The organism is Cronbergia sp. UHCC 0137 (assembly GCF_034932285.1).
In the GTDB taxonomy this organism is placed as follows: Bacteria; Cyanobacteriota; Cyanobacteriia; order Cyanobacteriales; family Nostocaceae; genus Cronbergia.
Genome location: NZ_JAYGHC010000026.1, coordinates 1 through 15,543, shown reverse-complemented (window position 1 = coordinate 15,543; position 15,543 = coordinate 1). Strand labels below are relative to the sequence as shown.

At 38.1% G+C, this 15,543-nt stretch carries 13 protein-coding genes; 6 read left to right on the top strand and 7 right to left on the bottom strand.

What is annotated here, in order from left to right; translation table 11 throughout:
- Positions 1-21: 21 nt before the first annotated feature.
- Positions 22-255, bottom strand: coding sequence for a hypothetical protein (locus VB711_RS14880; RefSeq protein WP_323286896.1), 234 nt, complete (start codon positions 253-255; stop codon positions 22-24).
- Positions 256-417: 162 nt separating this feature from the next.
- On the opposite strand from VB711_RS14880, the gene VB711_RS14875 reads away from it, so the two are divergent.
- Positions 418-2,442, top strand: a complete 2,025-nt coding sequence (locus VB711_RS14875; protein WP_323286895.1) for a flavin-dependent dehydrogenase — start codon at positions 418-420, stop codon at positions 2,440-2,442.
- 324 nt (positions 2,443-2,766) lie between these two features.
- On the opposite strand, the gene VB711_RS14870 is transcribed toward VB711_RS14875, so the two are convergent.
- The 3 genes from VB711_RS14870 to VB711_RS14860 all read right to left on the bottom strand — a co-directional run bounded on the left by VB711_RS14870 (position 2,767) and on the right by VB711_RS14860 (position 6,666).
- A complete protein-coding gene (locus tag VB711_RS14870; RefSeq protein WP_323286894.1) occupies positions 2,767-3,189 on the bottom strand; it encodes a DUF29 domain-containing protein in 423 nt (140 codons plus the stop codon).
- 425 nt (positions 3,190-3,614) lie between these two features.
- Positions 3,615-4,937 carry a hypothetical protein gene (locus tag VB711_RS14865; RefSeq protein WP_416233584.1) on the bottom strand — a complete coding sequence of 441 codons (1,323 nt, stop codon included), beginning with the start codon at positions 4,935-4,937 and terminating at the stop codon, positions 3,615-3,617.
- A 400-nt stretch (positions 4,938-5,337) separates the two neighbouring features.
- Positions 5,338-6,666, bottom strand: coding sequence for a class I SAM-dependent methyltransferase (locus VB711_RS14860; protein ID WP_323286893.1), 1,329 nt, complete (start codon positions 6,664-6,666; stop codon positions 5,338-5,340).
- Between the two features lie 531 nt (positions 6,667-7,197).
- Here VB711_RS14860 and trxB point away from each other — a divergent pair.
- Entirely contained in the window at positions 7,198-8,547 is a 1,350-nt protein-coding gene (gene trxB / locus VB711_RS14855) for a thioredoxin-disulfide reductase (RefSeq protein ID WP_323286891.1), read from the top strand.
- Between the two features lie 63 nt (positions 8,548-8,610).
- Positions 8,611-9,372 carry a DUF4058 family protein gene (locus VB711_RS14850; RefSeq protein WP_323286889.1) on the top strand — a complete coding sequence of 254 codons (762 nt, stop codon included), beginning with the start codon at positions 8,611-8,613 and terminating at the stop codon, positions 9,370-9,372.
- 8 nt (positions 9,373-9,380) lie between these two features.
- Here the strand turns inward: VB711_RS14850 and VB711_RS14845 are convergent, their stop codons facing one another.
- Positions 9,381-9,971 (bottom strand): Uma2 family endonuclease, encoded by a 591-nt coding sequence (locus VB711_RS14845; RefSeq protein ID WP_416233583.1) that lies wholly within the window; start codon positions 9,969-9,971, stop codon positions 9,381-9,383.
- 105 nt (positions 9,972-10,076) lie between these two features.
- Here VB711_RS14845 and VB711_RS14840 point away from each other — a divergent pair, with 105 nt between their 5' ends.
- Both VB711_RS14840 and VB711_RS14835 read left to right on the top strand, forming a co-directional pair.
- Positions 10,077-10,967: an ABC transporter permease gene (locus tag VB711_RS14840; protein WP_323286887.1), complete on the top strand. Its 891-nt coding sequence runs from the start codon at positions 10,077-10,079 to the stop codon at positions 10,965-10,967.
- Positions 10,968-10,994: 27 nt separating this feature from the next.
- A complete protein-coding gene (locus VB711_RS14835; protein WP_323286886.1) occupies positions 10,995-11,195 on the top strand; it encodes a hypothetical protein in 201 nt (66 codons plus the stop codon).
- Here VB711_RS14835 and VB711_RS14830 read toward each other — a convergent pair.
- Positions 11,192-13,246, bottom strand: coding sequence for a glycosyltransferase 61 family protein (locus VB711_RS14830; protein ID WP_323286885.1), 2,055 nt, complete (start codon positions 13,244-13,246; stop codon positions 11,192-11,194). The genes VB711_RS14835 and VB711_RS14830 overlap by 4 nt on opposite strands.
- Before the next feature lie 102 nt (positions 13,247-13,348).
- Positions 13,349-14,257, bottom strand: coding sequence for an orotidine-5'-phosphate decarboxylase (gene pyrF, locus VB711_RS14825; RefSeq protein ID WP_323286884.1), 909 nt, complete (start codon positions 14,255-14,257; stop codon positions 13,349-13,351).
- A gap of 85 nt (positions 14,258-14,342) precedes the next feature.
- On the opposite strand from pyrF, the gene VB711_RS14820 reads away from it, so the two are divergent.
- On the top strand, positions 14,343-15,224 hold the full coding sequence (locus VB711_RS14820; protein WP_323286883.1) for an ROK family protein: 882 nt from the start codon (positions 14,343-14,345) through the stop codon (positions 15,222-15,224).
- Positions 15,225-15,543 lie beyond the last annotated feature (319 nt).

The following is a 15,543-nucleotide window of genomic DNA, read 5'->3' as shown; positions in this document are numbered from 1 at the left end:
CAATCACCAATCACCAATCCTCTAATAAAAACTGTCCCAAACTTGGGTAATGACTTTACTTAACCAGCGTCGTTGTTGTATATCTAACATCGGGTCATCTGCTAAAACTTGGGCTGTTAACTCTTCTAAAGATTGACCCTGAGCGCGGACAACTTTGACCACACCGGCGATTACTACGGCAACCAGTTCTTCATCTACTGGCTGTTGACGTAGGGCAAAAATTTCTTGTGGACTGTCTGGGATAGGATAATTCATGGCATGGGTTTTACAAACCGTACAAAATGAACAATAAACTTGACAAACTATTAAAATTTCTTTACGGAATCTTTAACAACGTAATTGGGCGGAGTCTAACCTACTTATTGCCTCAGTCAAATCAGTCGGAGTGAGTAAATCAATGGGAGATTGTAGCAGAGTATGAAAGAGATCCTTTATTTAGAAATCCCTAGCACTGACACAGCCGTTGTCCGTAAATGGCTGCAAGAAGTAGATTTAGCCTGGGGAGATGGGGAAAAATTACTAACTCCAGAAGGTGTTCGCCTGAGAACTACTGTTAAAAATGCAACCACTGGTAAGCAGATTACAGAAAATTTGGCAGATGAACTGTCAATATTTGTCTGGTCGGTGCAGCGTACTACCTACCTGAAAGTATTTCGCTGGGCAAATAAACCCTTTCCTGATGAGGAGCAAATTCTATCTAGCTTAACTAGAGCTATCAGAGACCGCTTTCCCCACCAATACCCAGAACCGCCAGCAATTGATTCCCAAAAGTCGATTTTCGCAGAGTTGGAATCTTATTATCCCCTAACTGTCAAATATTTTCAAAAAATGTCGAATGGGGAATATGATCTTAACCGCGTTTACTGGTGGGAACAACGTTGGCGAGAAGGAGTCAGAAATCCTCAAAAGCCCCGTCAGGTCTTGTTTTATTCGGAAAATAACCAACAAGCTGATATTCAATATGATCTCATCTATATCGGTGGTGCTTTAGGCTCAATTCACGCGGCAGTTATGGCTAAATTAGGCTATAAAGTCCTGTTGGTGGAAAGATTGCCCTTTGGCCGGATGAACCGAGAATGGAATATTTCTCGTGATGAAATCCAATGTTTAATTAATCTTGGTTTGTTGACAAATGCCGAATTAGAAACCATTATTGCCAGAGAATACAAAGATGGATTTAATAAATTCTTTGATGCCAATAATCCCTCTCACCTCAAAGCGCCGATTCTCCACACTCCCACCGTGTTAAATATAGCTTTAGATTCTGAAAAATTGCTGCAATTATGCGGACAAAAGTTACGAGCAGCAGGGGGTGACATTTGGGACGAAACGGAGTTCATTCGGGCAGATATCAATAATACACAAGTTGCAATTACTGTCAAGCATTTACCTAGTGGCAAAGAACAGCAAGCAATTGGGAGATTATTAATTGATTCAATGGGAACTGCTTCCCCTATCGCTTGGCAATTAAATGGTGGTAGGGCTTTTGATAGCGTTTGTCCGACGGTGGGGGCAGTAATTGAGCAGGGATTTGATCCTGGTGTGTGGGATTCTGATTATGGAGATGTACTTTACAGCCACGGGGATATTTCTAGAGGTAGACAGTTGATTTGGGAATTATTTCCTGGTGCGGGGGAAGAACTAACAGTGTATTTATTTCACTACCATGAAGTAAATGCAGAAAATCCCGGTTCTTTGCTGGAGATGTACGAGGACTTTTTTACAATTTTGCCTGAGTATCGTCGCTGCGATTTAGATAAACTGGTATGGAGAAAGCCAACTTTTGGTTATATACCGGGGCATTTTAGCGTTAGTAGTAGCGATCGCACTATTGCCTTTGATAGATTAATAGCGATCGGTGATGCTGCCTCATTGCAATCCCCCCTAATCTTTACCGGCTTTGGCTCCCTAGTTCGCAACCTAGAACGTCTCACAACCCTCTTAGATACAGCCCTCAAGCATGATCTATTGAGTTTCCGTCACCTCAATCAAATTCGTGCCTACCAAAGCAACGTTTCCGTCACCTGGCTATTTTCTAAAGGCATGATGGTTCCCACAGGAAAATTTATCCCCCCCCAACGGGTAAACTCCATGCTTAATACCTTCTTTGGACTACTAGCAGATGAACCCCTAGAAGTCGCCGATAATTTTATTAAGGATCGTTGCGATTGGTTGACATTTAACCGTTTAGCCATTAAAGCAGCCACAAAAAACCCAGCCTTGTTGTTATGGATTTGGCAACTAGCAGGATTTAGAGACTTAGTTAGATGGTTAGGTAATTATTTCAACTTTGGTCGTCACACTTTAATTAGTGCTTTATTAAATTCATGGTTTCCCCATCTTCTCAAATCAAGTCAATCATGGCTAGAAAACCGCTATCCAGGACTATGGTTACGAATGCTAGTAATTAACTATGCCATTTCTATTGGCAAACCGCGATAGAGACAGAGGAAATTTTACCAGTCCCCACTCACCGGGGACAAGAAGTCACTGAAAAATGAACCACAGAGGCACAGAGTTCACAGAGAAATCAGATTTTGAGAGATATTTTACCTAAGTCCTGTATTATACTACAAGTTGCTAGTTATTAATTTTCGGATATTTTGTAGTCTGTAGGGTGCGTCAGACAGAATAATTTAGACTAAACTCACTAATTTTAAGACTCTGACGCACCTTATTTAATCTAACTAGCAACTTACGTTATTAGTCCACGGAGGTGGACTTTGTTTGTATAGCCGCGACTTCCAGTCGCCAGCGCTTCAATTACTATAAAATCACAGAACGCTCTAAAACATCCTCAATTCCATAGGGACAATCCATAGGAAAATCTAAATCTGTTTCCTTAGCAGCATCCAATCTAGCAATACGATAGGCATTATCTAACCATTCATCACATAAATAACGATGAAGACTAGGACTGTCTTTCAGATAAAGACTAATATTAATACGTTCACGCTCAATTGTTAGTCGCCAACTTCTAGAGCGTTTTTGAACCTGATAATCCCATTTGAGAAGATGGTGTAAAATTAAGCGCACACTACTCAATAGTTTATCCCGTTCACGCTTCGACAAATCCCTAACCTCTTCTACCAAATTCTCAATATCAAGCTCAGAAAATTGTCCGGCCGCCAATAAACGCGCCATTTCTTCTGCCCAAAGTCCGTAATCACGGTTGTAAAGAGTTGTCATTAGATCCACTAAAAACTGAATCGTTATTTTCCAATTATATGTCTTTAATCCCAGAGAGGCGATTTGATTAGTTAGGGCTTGCTGAATAAATCTAAACCCGTTTATTAATAAGGGTTTCGATGGTTTTTGTCACAAAAATGTGCAAAGTTTTGGCTAATAGTGTCTCAAAACGGTGGCATTTTTCTTTGTCAGATATAGGAAATTGAGGATATCCAGATAGCTAAAACTGTTCCCTGTTCCCTGTTCCCTGTTCCCTCCCCTCACAGATAACTTTTCCAGCAAACCCTAGTTAGGAATATGAATTAAATAAAGTGCAAAAGTAGGGTGTGTAAAGCCCTTCGGGCATGGCTACGCTAGAGCGACAGCGTAACGCACCATTCCAGCTTAAATCAGAATTGCAGGTTATTAAATTTGCGTTCCTTACTTTATTTATGCTTCCTAGTATGGAAATTAGGTAATTCAACAGATGCCAACGACTTGCGCCCCTTGGGTGGACGTTGGGGGTAAATTAACGGGGAAGGAGAATTATAATCACTAGGATATTCACCTGTTACTTCAGCAGATATATCATCTACTGGTAATTGCGACTGTTTAGGTAAAGGAACTTCCGCCCAATAATCCTCTATTTCCACAGTATTTAGCTTCTTATACTCAGGAACAGGCAGTGAAATTTGTACATCTGGCACACTATCTTCTACCTCTAACTCCTGTTCTGGTTGTTGATCATTTTCAACAGTCAAAGTTGGAATATCTAAATCTACAACCTGATTTTCTGTAGTTGAAGATACAGGTTGTGGCACAAAAAACTTTTGAATTAAACTATCTAATTGCTGCTCTAACTCAACAGACTCAGAAGAAACAACGGTGTCTGATTCAACAACCTCTGGGGTAGGATATTTTTTAGTGTATGGCGGTGGATTTACAGGAACTTTAATAGAATGATTTATAGAATCACTCACAAAACCAGAATCTGCTGACCAAGGTTTAATTGGCTGTGCATTAGTAAAAACTGATGGTTGAGACCAACGCTCTTTTTGCGAAAATCTTGAATGCTCGCTATTTATATAATCAACATCTTCTAAAGTATCATAGCTAGGAACAGGCTGATCTAGACATTTTTCTAACGCCGCCTTAAACTGTAAAGTCTGACGTTGCTGGCGCATTAACCTAGTACGCAACTCTCGACAAGTGTTTTCTGATTGCAGCAGATGATGAGACTGTTCACTATAGTTAGTTTGCAATAAAGAACATTCTCGCTCTAATTGAGCTAGACGTTGTTGGCTAATTTGTAACTGTGATTTATGAGTTTCAACAAAAATTTCCTGATGTTGAACCGTTTGTACAGCCGTTTCTAATTGTTTAAATAAAGACTGAATTTGCTCTTGAGCCGCCGAAAGTTCCTGAGTTTGCTGATTAAGCATTGACTCAGTAACGCTAGAACGTGTTTTTTGCCACTGTAAAATCTTGTCGGCTTCAGCTAATTCAGTTTTTAACTGTTCTACTTGACTATACAAATCAGTATTTGCTCTACTTAACTCTTGATTCAATGCCAACAACTGCTGAAATTCTGAGTTTATCTGTGCTTGCTGTTCGCTGTCTGGTTCTGCAACCCAGTCTTGTCGGTTATTACTTTCTAAGTTTTTCCCAACAGTAGTTTGATACTCCGACTCAAGTACCGATTTGAGTAGTGGCACATTAGCAGAATTGAAGGATTCAATTAAAGTGCCGTCGTTTGAGGTGTCAGCCATATTTATCACTTTTAACCCACCTGCCTAAAAATATTTAGCATTGCTGGTGTTACCATTTTTGATTAACTGCGATTCCGGGTTTCCTCTAGAAGCCAAGTTAAGCTCTCTCGTAACATGATCAATTCAGTTATTCTGCACTGAGAACCTGATGCTGTTATAGCATTTTGCTCTTGTTACTCGTCAACCTTTAATTTATGATAGTCACTACCATGTCACATATTTATGAAGGGTTAGACCCCGTTTAAATTTAGTAAACTGTTATACCATAAATACCAAACTCCTAAAACTTCCTAGATATTAATTCTTACCTTCAAAATGTACATCAGGTTAAATTCTCTAAAAGTTAAAAAACTCTAAATACGAGTATTTTATTTTGCCAATAAATAAAGGATGCTCAACCTCAAACCTGTCGTTCTAGTAAAAGACAACCAAAATCCTCTAGGGTTAAAAGTATCTTTTGCACCAGTGGTAACGCTTGTTCTGTGTCCATAGAATGTAATGTGACAGGATCTATCGGTCTATATTGTTTCCATCTCTCTACTATCGACATTAGTGACTGGGGGTGGTCTAACAAATCTATGAGGCAAATTGCCATTGAGCTATCTATGCAGATAAATTCCTCAATTTGTGATAAATATTTACTTATCGGGAAGATCCTGCTCTCTTTTATGGAAGCTAAAAGGTCTGTTTTGAATTGGGGAATTTTTAACTGAGGATGTAGATATACTGTTACCTCCTGCCAATCTGAGTGAGTCCATTCAGCAGGTGAGACAAAAATCTGTGCTTCTTGGGGATGTCCACACCAAAAGTCTAGCAGACGATGTACAGGATGTAATAATTCAAATATCTGTAGTTTTTCTTCTAGAGATATTTCTGGTAAACTCATTCCTAAAAAGGCAGGTAAATTATCTGGTTCTTTAAATAAGGTCATTAAGTCCCATTTACGCCAGTCAACCATATTGATAAATTCTAATTCTGCTAAGTTTAAAAATGTAAACATTTCAGGGATAGTATAGCCTTTATCTCCTTGTAATAAATAATTAATTAAAACCATGCCTTTGAGTTCTTCGCCTTGGTAGTTAAAGTTCCAAGTTGTATCTTTGATGTTGACGTTATTTTTTAAAGCTTGCATCATTTCAATGACAAGTTCTACTTCTAAATCTCCTGGAGATTCATCTCTCAAACCCATCATTGTAAAGACTTTTTGAGCGCGGTAAACTTCGGCTCTTTGTGTGGAATTATGCAGGTTGGCTCGAATAATCCCATTAGGCTTTAACACTGATTTCATCGCTTTTAGTGCGGTGATGGGATCTGGTAAAAGATATAGGGTTTCATCGCAATTAATATAATCAAACTGATAACCTAATTTTGCTAAGTCGTGAATTGATAAAGTATGAAATTCTGCCTGGTCAAATCCGTGATAATCTAAGCGTTTACGAGCTAATTCAATGGATTTCTCTGATATGTCAATACCAACAACTTTCGCTCCTGGATTTGCTTCTGATAAAATTAATGATTTGAAGCCAGTTCCGCAACCAGCATCTAAAATCATTTTTCCTTGAGGATCTATAATTTGTTGATTTCTTAGATAAAAGGAAGTAACTATATTATGAGTATAAAGGGAATTAAAATCATTTTTAGGAGATGCTTCCAGGGGGATTCTTGGATAGGGAGCGTTATTAAATTGCTGACGGATTTTTTCTAATAGTTCAGATGCTTGATTGTCCATCTTCTTTCCCTATGTAATTGGTTTTATTTAATGGTTGATCATTTTTAATTAAAAGTATTTTCAAAAGCCTTGGCGACTAGAAGTCGCGGCTATACAGGCATGGCGCGTAGCGGCTTCCCGCAGGGAAGGCCACCTCCGTGGGTTTCAAACCCTTGATTTGGTATTGGTAAAGTAGTAGTTACACAGACAAACCCTTGATTTAGTAACGTAAGTTGCTAGTTAGATCAAATAAGGTGCGTCAGAAACTTAAAGTTAGCGATTTTACCCTAAATTATTCTATCTGACGTGGTTGGTGAGCTTGCCGAACCACACCCTACACACTACAAAATGTCCGAAAAATTAATAACTAGCAACTTGAGTTAGCAGTGGTAAAGTAGTAGTTTTAAGTGTGATGACAGTTTACCTCTGGTTTTAGAATACCCAAATTAAGGATACATTTAACAATATTGTTGGGAAAAATGTGAAAATTTCACTGCTACATAATTGTTTGTGTTAAAATAAACGTAGTGGTTATGAGTTTAGATTATTATTATGACTAACTTAGCAGTAGAAAATTTAGTGATTATTGGTTCTGGTCCAGCAGGATACACAGCGGCGATTTATGCGGGACGGGCGAATTTAAAACCTGTGGTTTTTGAAGGGTTTGAAGTGGGGGGTTTACCTGGTGGTCAATTGATGACTACGACGGAGGTAGAGAACTTTCCGGGTTTTCCTGAAGGAATTACGGGGCCGGAACTGATGAATAAAATGAAGGCGCAAGCAGAACGCTGGGGAGCCGAGTTGTATACTGAGGATGTGATCTTTGTTGATTTGAGTCAGCGTCCTTTTACTGTACGATCGCACTTGAGGGAAGTAAAAGCTCATAGTTTGGTAATTGCGACTGGTGCAACGGCCAAACGTTTAGGTTTACCTAGTGAAGATAAATTTTGGAGTCGAGGAATTTCGGCTTGTGCGATTTGTGATGGTGCAACCCCAATTTTTCGTGGTGCGGACTTGGTGATAATTGGCGGGGGTGATACGGCGGCGGAAGAAGCTATATATCTAACCAAGTATGCTTCTCAGGTAAATTTGCTGGTGCGTTCTGAGCAAATGCGGGCTTCTAAAGCTTTGCAGGACAGGGTTTTGAGTAATGGTAAAATTAAGGTACATTGGCATACGGAAGCGGTGGATGTGCTGGGAAATGGTGAAATGACGGGGCTAAAAGTCCGTAATAACCAAACTGGTGAGGTGAGTGAATTACCAGCTAAGGGTTTATTTTATGCTATTGGTCACACTCCTAATACTTTTTTATTTAAAGGACAATTAGAATTAGACGAGGTGGGTTATGTTGTGACTAAACATGGTGGTGTGGAAACCACTGTGGATGGTGTGTTTGCGGCTGGAGATGTGCAGGATCACGAGTTTCGTCAAGCGGTGACGGCTGCGGGTACTGGTTGTATGGCGGCCATGTTGGCTGAACGCTGGTTATCGTCTCAGGGGTTGATTCAGGAGTTTCATCAGCAGTTAGTAACAGTGAATGAATTAGTGGAGAAGAAAGTCGAAGTTGGTGAGTTTAATTTGCAAGCAACACGTCATGCGGGGGGTTATGCGTTGCGGAAGTTATTCCATGAGAGCGATCGCTTGATTATGGTAAAATACATTTCTCCTGGTTGTGGTCCTTGTCATACTTTGAAGCCGATTTTGAATAAAGTGGTGGATGAGTTTGAAGGGAAAATTCACTTTATTGAAATTGATATTGAGCAAGAACAAGATATTGCCCAAAATGCTGGGATAATAGGAACGCCAACGGTGCAGTTGTTCAAAAACAAGGAATTATTACAGGAAATCAAGGGTGTGAAGCAAAAGAGTGAGTATCGTCAATTAATTGCTAGTAATTTGTAGAGAATATTTTCGCGCTGAGGTGCAGGGGATTAAGATGTAATGGTTTGAGAAGGAAAGATGGTAATGTACAATCCGTTTCCTGGGATGAATCCGTACTTAGAATTACCTGAACTTTGGCATCAGGTACACAATCGTTTAATTGTCGCTATTGCTGATGATTTAACTCCCCAAATTGCTCCACAATACCGGGTTTCTATCGAGGAGCGAGTTTACACAAGTGTAGATGATATTTTTTTGGTGGGAATTGCTGATGTAGCTGTTGCAAAAAGAAATAATTTGGAAACTGGTACAACTTTAACGAAGACGAAATTTGTTGAACCTAGTAAAGTTAAAGTTCCCATGTCTGAAGAGGTAATTGAGCGATTTTTAGAGGTTAGATCAACTCAAAATCGGGAAGTGGTGACTGTAATTGAGATACTTTCACCTAAAAATAAACGTTCTGGAGAAGGTAGAAATATTTATGAAACTAAAAGACAAAGAGTTTTATCATCTGCAACTAATTTAGTGGAAATTGACTTGTTAAGAGTTGGAGAAGGTTTACCAATTTTAGGAGCAACTAACGGCGATTATCGCATTTTAGTTAGTCGTAGTTATCAGCGACCTGATGCAGACCTTTATACTTTTAATTTAAAAGACCCTATTCCTTGTTTTCCTGTTCCCTTGCGTTTAGGTGAAGTTGAACCTATGATTGATTTGCAGAGATTATTGCAGGAAATTTACCAACGGGCTAGATTTGATTTAGCAATTGATTATTCTCAAGTTCTCAAACCTCTGTTATCTCTTGAACAGGAAGATTGGGTGAGGGAAATTTTAAGTGGTGAGTAAAGCGATCGCTAAACAACTAAAATTGGAGTTAGGTCTAATATAAATCCGGGTAGAATGTCTTCACCGGAAAGTTGTGGTGGGTTGTCAATGGAGAAATTCAGGATTTCTACTTCTTGTCCTAAACGATAAATTTCTACTAACGGTGTTTGAGGATCAATTAACCATCCTAAAATTAGCCCATTTTTTTGATAGTCGCGCATTTTTTTCCGCAATTTATCCAAAGAATCAGTTTCGGAACGCAGTTCAATGATAAAATCTGGACAAATAGGTGGAAAACGTTTTCTTTGATCTGGGGTTAAGGCTTCCCAACGTGCTAATTTTACCCACGCAGCATCAGGACAACGGTAAGCACCAGTGGGTAGTTTAAACTCTGTTGAGGAGTCAAATACTTTTCCTAACTTGGTTTGACGATTCCATAAACACACTTGGAAGTTAATATCTGAGTTTCTAACACCACTTTCTCCACCAGTAGGGGACATAATGATTAATTCTCCTTCCTCAGTCAATTCTAATTTCCAAGGTTCATTGGCGATGCAAAGTTGATAAAACTGTTCATCCGTTAAACCTACTGATGGAGGTACGTTGAGGGTTTCTATCATCTATTTTGCTCAAAGAGATCAATATGAAAATTATACTTTAAATTTACTCAAAATGATAAATAATAGGTAGAATAGTCAGCGTCTCTTGCTGAATCTGGGCTATACATGACCATTACAAAAAGGCAACTCCCGAAATTTCTCCTATTTGCCAAAAATCCCACTTTATCTGGAAGATTAATGTTGATTGGGTTGGCTATGACTCTTGTTTTTATCTTCTTAGCCTTCTTTTCGCCAGTTTTTCAAAATTGGGGATGGCTACAAAATCCTAAAGAGTTTTTATCTAACCCGATTCATCAACCACCTACGGCTACACATTGGTTTGGAACAAGTCGTTTGGGGTATGATGTGTTTTCCCGGACGATATTCGGCGCTCAAGCTGCTCTACAAGTGGTAATTTTAGCTACGGTGTTGAGTATGACTGTTGGTGTGCCTTTGGGGATGGTAAGCGGTTATTTGGGTGGTAGGTTGGATAAGGTGTTGCTATTTTTGATGGATAGTATTTACACTTTACCAGGATTACTACTTTCTGTGACACTGGCTTTTGTGGTGGGGAGGGGGATATTGAATGCAGCGATCGCTATCAGCATTGCCTACATACCCCAATATTATCGCGTTGTTCGCAATCACACAATCAGTGTAAAAACGGAAGTTTACATTGAAGCTGCTCAAGCTATGGGTGCTTCTAATTGGGTTATACTTTCCCGTTATCTGTTTTTTAATGTGATTCAAAGTGTACCCGTAATATTTACACTCAACTCTGCTGATGCGATTTTGGTTTTGGGCGGTTTAGGATTTTTAGGGTTAGGATTGCCGGAAGATGTTCCTGAATGGGGATATGATTTAAAACAGGCTTTAGAAGCTTTACCTACTGGCATCTGGTGGACTACTTTGTTTCCAGGGTTGGCTATGACTTTGATGGTTGTAGGGTTATCACTACTTGGTGAGGGGTTAAATGAGTTTGTTGATCCTCGCCTCAGAAGACAAAATAGAAAATAGTTGTAAGTTATGAAATGTGAGAATTACGTGAAAGATAATATTTCTTTAATTGCTGCTGCTACTGGTGGGTTAATGCTTTCTTTTGCCCTTACTGGTATTTTAAAAGGTTCACCGATTATCAGTTGGGAAAAAAGAATTAGTTCTTCTCAAATTGCTAATGTACAAACTGTTCTTGAACAGCCAAAAGGTAAAAATATCCACAACAAGAGTGTTTTTATTGATAATTAAGTGATACCTGCTATTTGGAGAATTTGAGAAATATCTTGGAGACTAATTAAAATATCTTCAGAAAATATTTGTGGATAAATAAGATGTTGTAAATGCCAACCAGGAAGTGTTTGACCGATTAAATAGTAGTAGTCTAAATTTAATAAATTACTAATCCACCAATAACAGTGATAAACGTAATTTGGAGAAAATAGCTCAATTATTTGCGTTCCTGGTTGACAAAAGGCTAAATTTGTTAATCCGCTACCGTGGGGAGAAATAATAATTTCAGCTTGAGAAAATAACGCTGCTTGTTCTATTACTGACATTGACTCTAAAGCTACTGTTTCAAAGCCTTTTGTTTGAAGTAATTGCTGTAGTTCAACTTCGTTTAAAATTCTCCTACCTTTAGCTAGTTTTCGAGTGATGTAAATCCTTTTTTTAAGATGTGCTGATTTTAGAAAATGCGATTTTAAGAAGTCACAAGTCCATTTTGGCATCCAGGACACGCAACCAGCAAAAGAAGGAACTATTAATTCAGTTGCTTGTACATGATGAAGATCACGGATATTAATTTGCTTATGTTCGGGAATTTGTAGTAGTTTTAAAGTTTCTTTTTGAAAGGGTAAATGATTATCGACAATAAAGTAATCTATTAAATCTATATTAGCTATTTTTAATAATTCAAATCTTGGTAAAACATCTAACATCCAATGAAAATAAATATGGTTTGCAAGTCCAGCTAAAACAGCAACTCTTCCTGTAAAAAATTGAATTGGAGGTAATTTGTCAACAGAAAAAATACTGTGTTTACTTGGATGTTTATCAGGATGATTAGGACTGAGAATGGGAAAATCTGGAGAAAGATCAGCTAAAAATGTATTTTCATCTGTCATAATTACAGATTGGGTTTGTGGTGAATTTAGCCAAAATCGACCTTGAGGAATTGTGACTACAAATGAAGGGGGTAATGTAACCTTTTTACCAAATCTAAAGCTAAAATGTAGAGAATTATCTAAGGTTTGAGGATGAGTTAAGTTTATATCAATTTCTGGATGAATTTGTTGATAGTTAGTTTGAATAGAAGGATTGTCTTTTATCCATTGTTGAGTCGATTCATAAAATTTAGTGGGAGGATGAAGGTAAGTTTGATTTGGTGTGATTTCACTTAGTTCTGGTGCTTTTTGCAGATGAGTGAGAAAGTTATTTAAAGCTAAATATAAATCTTGTTTATTTGCGTGATGATCTAAAAGTAATTGAATGAATTTAATCCCATTTTCATTAATATTAGTCAATGATAAATTTGCTGTTTCCAGGAGATTAATTAAAACTTGAGCAAATTCAGGTTCTATTTCCAGAGATTTGCGTAAATATTCAATTCCTTGATCTAAATATCCTAGTTGGATTAAAGAAAGAGCTAAATCACTATAACTGGGAGCATGATTACCTTGTATTTGTAGGGAATTATGAAAACAATTAATAGCTAATTCCCATTGTTTAATTTGGGTGTAACATAGACCAATTTCGTAATAGACTAAATAATTAGGTTGAATTTCTAGTATGTGCTGATAACAATCAATCGCTGAGGTAAATTCCCCTAATTTATGCCAAATATGAGCTTGATGAAGATAAGCATCAACCCAATTAGGCTCAAGTTCAATAGCAGTTTGCCAATGTGCGATCGCTAACTCTAAATTCCCTTGAATTGCTACAGAATCAGCCAAATTATAGTAAATTTCAGGTTGACTATCATCCCATTCTAAAATAGCTTCATAAATTAATTGGGCAAATTCAGGTTTTCGCAAAGACAAATATTTTTTAGCTTGGTTTTTTAAAAATTCCACCAAATATTCAGGTTCAAAATCTAGATTTCCTTCTGTAAAAACTGATAACCAAATTGTATGTGCCTGTTCATTTTCACCTTGCAATAACCAAGATAATCCTAAATACCAATAGACAGAAACTACATCAGGAAATTGAATAATACATTGCTCATAAAATCTAATCGCTTCTGTAAAATTACCCTGTTCCAAATAACTGTCAGCCTGAAATGTAAATTGATCAATATCCATTTATAGCAATTCCCATTCAAGTGAGGTACAAGCAGTAATAATTAAACGCAGATGGACGCAGATAAACGCTGATAATTTTGTACGTTAGTAGACTAGAAAATGCTATATTTCTTTTTTTTGCAATGTTTGAATAAAATGAATAGCTCTTTCTCGTACTGCTGATTGATAATCTGGTAAAGACATATCTCTATTTTTAAAATATGTAATACCTCTGGAAATAGGGACAATTACACCTTTACCATCATGTCCTCGACTATCAAGAATACTTTCGATATTTCCTCCTTGACTTCCTACTCCTGGAGTTAGAAAAATTGCATTTGGCATTATTTCTCTGAGTTGTTTTGCTTCATCAGGAAATGTAGCACCTACAACAGCACCTATACAACTGTAACCAGATTTTCCGATGCTATCTTTACCTAATTGATTAACCAGTTCTGCAAGTTGATGAAATATTTTTTTTCCATTTACAGATAAATCTTGAATCATACTTGAGCCAGGATTAGAAGTTTTAACTAAAATGAATAAACCTTTACCACATTTAGTCGCAACTTCTACAAATGGCATCAGACTATCTTCTCCTAAAAAGGGGTTAATTGTCAGACAATCAACTGCTAAATCTGAATTTACCACTATGCCATTTTTAAGTCTGGTTTCTCCTTCTAAATAAGCCTGAGCATAAGCAAGTGAAGTTGAATCAATATCTCCTCTTTTTGCATCTAAAATTACTAAAAGGTTGTGGGCTTTAGCATATTTGATAGATGCAACCAAAGCATTGATACCACTACTTCCAAACTGCTCAAAGTATGCCGATTGAAACTTTACGGCTGGAATTAAATCTGATAAACTTTCAATAACGACTTGTGAAAAGCTAGTTAAGGCTGTGGTAATTTCCTGGGAGTTATTGCTTGTAGGAAGTAGAAATTCTGGCATCAAATCAAAATTTGGATCGATTCCAACTACTAAGTCGCTTTTTTGGCTTTGCTGTTCAGTAAGGCGATCGCTAAAGTGCATATCTTCAATAAAATCCTAATTAAAAATATTCTTCATTCACTGCTGTATGTTATCATTGACGGCAAATAAATGAAATCAAAGTATTGTGAATCAAGTAATTGGGGTTGATTTAGGGGGAACAGCGATTAAATTAGGGCGATTTGGGGCTGATGGTAGTTGTTTGCAATCATTAACTGTACCCACTCCCCAACCAGCAACACCAGAAAATGTGTTAGCTATCATAGTGGATGCGATCGCTCTTGTTGACCCAGATAATCTAACTGTAGCTATTGGTGTCGGTACTCCAGGACCCACGGACGCAACTGGAAGGATTGCCAAAGTAGCCATTAATTTGGTAGGATGGCAGGATATACCCTTAGCCGATTGGTTAGAAAGCAAAACCAATAAACCCACAATTTTAGCCAACGACGCAAACTGTGCAGGTTTGGGAGAAGCTTGGTTAGGTGCAGGACGGAACTTTCAAAATTTGATTTTGCTGACTTTGGGAACTGGGGTTGGTGGTGCAATTATTCTTGATGGTAAATTATTTGTTGGACATCTAGGTGCAGCGGGAGAACTGGGTTTAATTACCTTAAATCCCCAAGGACCAATGTGTAATAGTGGTAATTCCGGCTCATTAGAACAGTATACTTCAGTTACAGCCATTCGTCGCCAGACAGGGAAAGAACCAGCAGAAATAGGCGCACTTGCTCAAGCTGGAAATACCGAGGCTTTGAGTTTTTGGGACGAATATGGTAGATATTTAGGGATTGGGTTGACAAGTTTAATTTATGTCCTCACACCCCAAGCGATCGTCCTTGGTGGTGGTGTTAGTGCGAGTTTTGAGTTTTTTTTACCAGCGATGAAAGCAGAAATTGAACAACGGGTGTTACCTACATCTCGTTTGGATTTACAGATATTACCTGCACAGTTAGGTAACTCTGCGGGGATGGTAGGGGCGGCTAAATTAGCTCAAAGTCTTTTATAAGTAGTCGGACAAAATTAAATTTATTCGTTGAGAGAGGGAACAGGAAGGATCAGGGAACGGAAAAATCAGTTGTATAATTAATCCTATCTCATTACTTAGTTTGATCTTGTTCTGTGTAAAGTAGTAGTCCGTCAAGAACTAATTAATAGACATCTCCGGTAAAGATTGTAGAGACGTTCCATGGGTAGGGATTCTCGGCTCTACGGGGGTTTTAGGTCACGCATATTTAGTTTCTGGGGATGTCTATTGTATATTAGTGCGGTGCGTCAGATAGAGAAAATCTGTTGTGTGATAAATTGTCGGGTCTGACGCACCCTAC

Excerpts from the sequence above, each read along its gene's own strand:
- VB711_RS14880 (WP_323286896.1), bottom strand. The coding sequence starts at position 255 with ATGAATTATCCTATCCCAGACAGTCCACAAGAAATTTTTGCCCTACGT.
- trxB (WP_323286891.1), top strand. The coding sequence starts at position 7,198 with ATGACTAACTTAGCAGTAGAAAATTTAGTGATTATTGGTTCTGGTCCA.
- VB711_RS14860 (WP_323286893.1), bottom strand. The coding sequence starts at position 6,666 with ATGGACAATCAAGCATCTGAACTATTAGAAAAAATCCGTCAGCAATTT.
- VB711_RS14870 (WP_323286894.1), bottom strand. The coding sequence starts at position 3,189 with ATGACAACTCTTTACAACCGTGATTACGGACTTTGGGCAGAAGAAATG.
- VB711_RS14875 (WP_323286895.1), top strand. The coding sequence starts at position 418 with ATGAAAGAGATCCTTTATTTAGAAATCCCTAGCACTGACACAGCCGTT.
- VB711_RS14850 (WP_323286889.1), top strand. The coding sequence starts at position 8,611 with ATGTACAATCCGTTTCCTGGGATGAATCCGTACTTAGAATTACCTGAA.
- VB711_RS14830 (WP_323286885.1), bottom strand. The coding sequence starts at position 13,246 with ATGGATATTGATCAATTTACATTTCAGGCTGACAGTTATTTGGAACAG.
- pyrF (WP_323286884.1), bottom strand. The coding sequence starts at position 14,257 with ATGCACTTTAGCGATCGCCTTACTGAACAGCAAAGCCAAAAAAGCGAC.
- VB711_RS14845 (WP_416233583.1), bottom strand. The coding sequence starts at position 9,971 with ATGATAGAAACCCTCAACGTACCTCCATCAGTAGGTTTAACGGATGAA.
- VB711_RS14865 (WP_416233584.1), bottom strand. The coding sequence starts at position 4,937 with ATGGCTGACACCTCAAACGACGGCACTTTAATTGAATCCTTCAATTCT.
- VB711_RS14840 (WP_323286887.1), top strand. The coding sequence starts at position 10,077 with ATGACCATTACAAAAAGGCAACTCCCGAAATTTCTCCTATTTGCCAAA.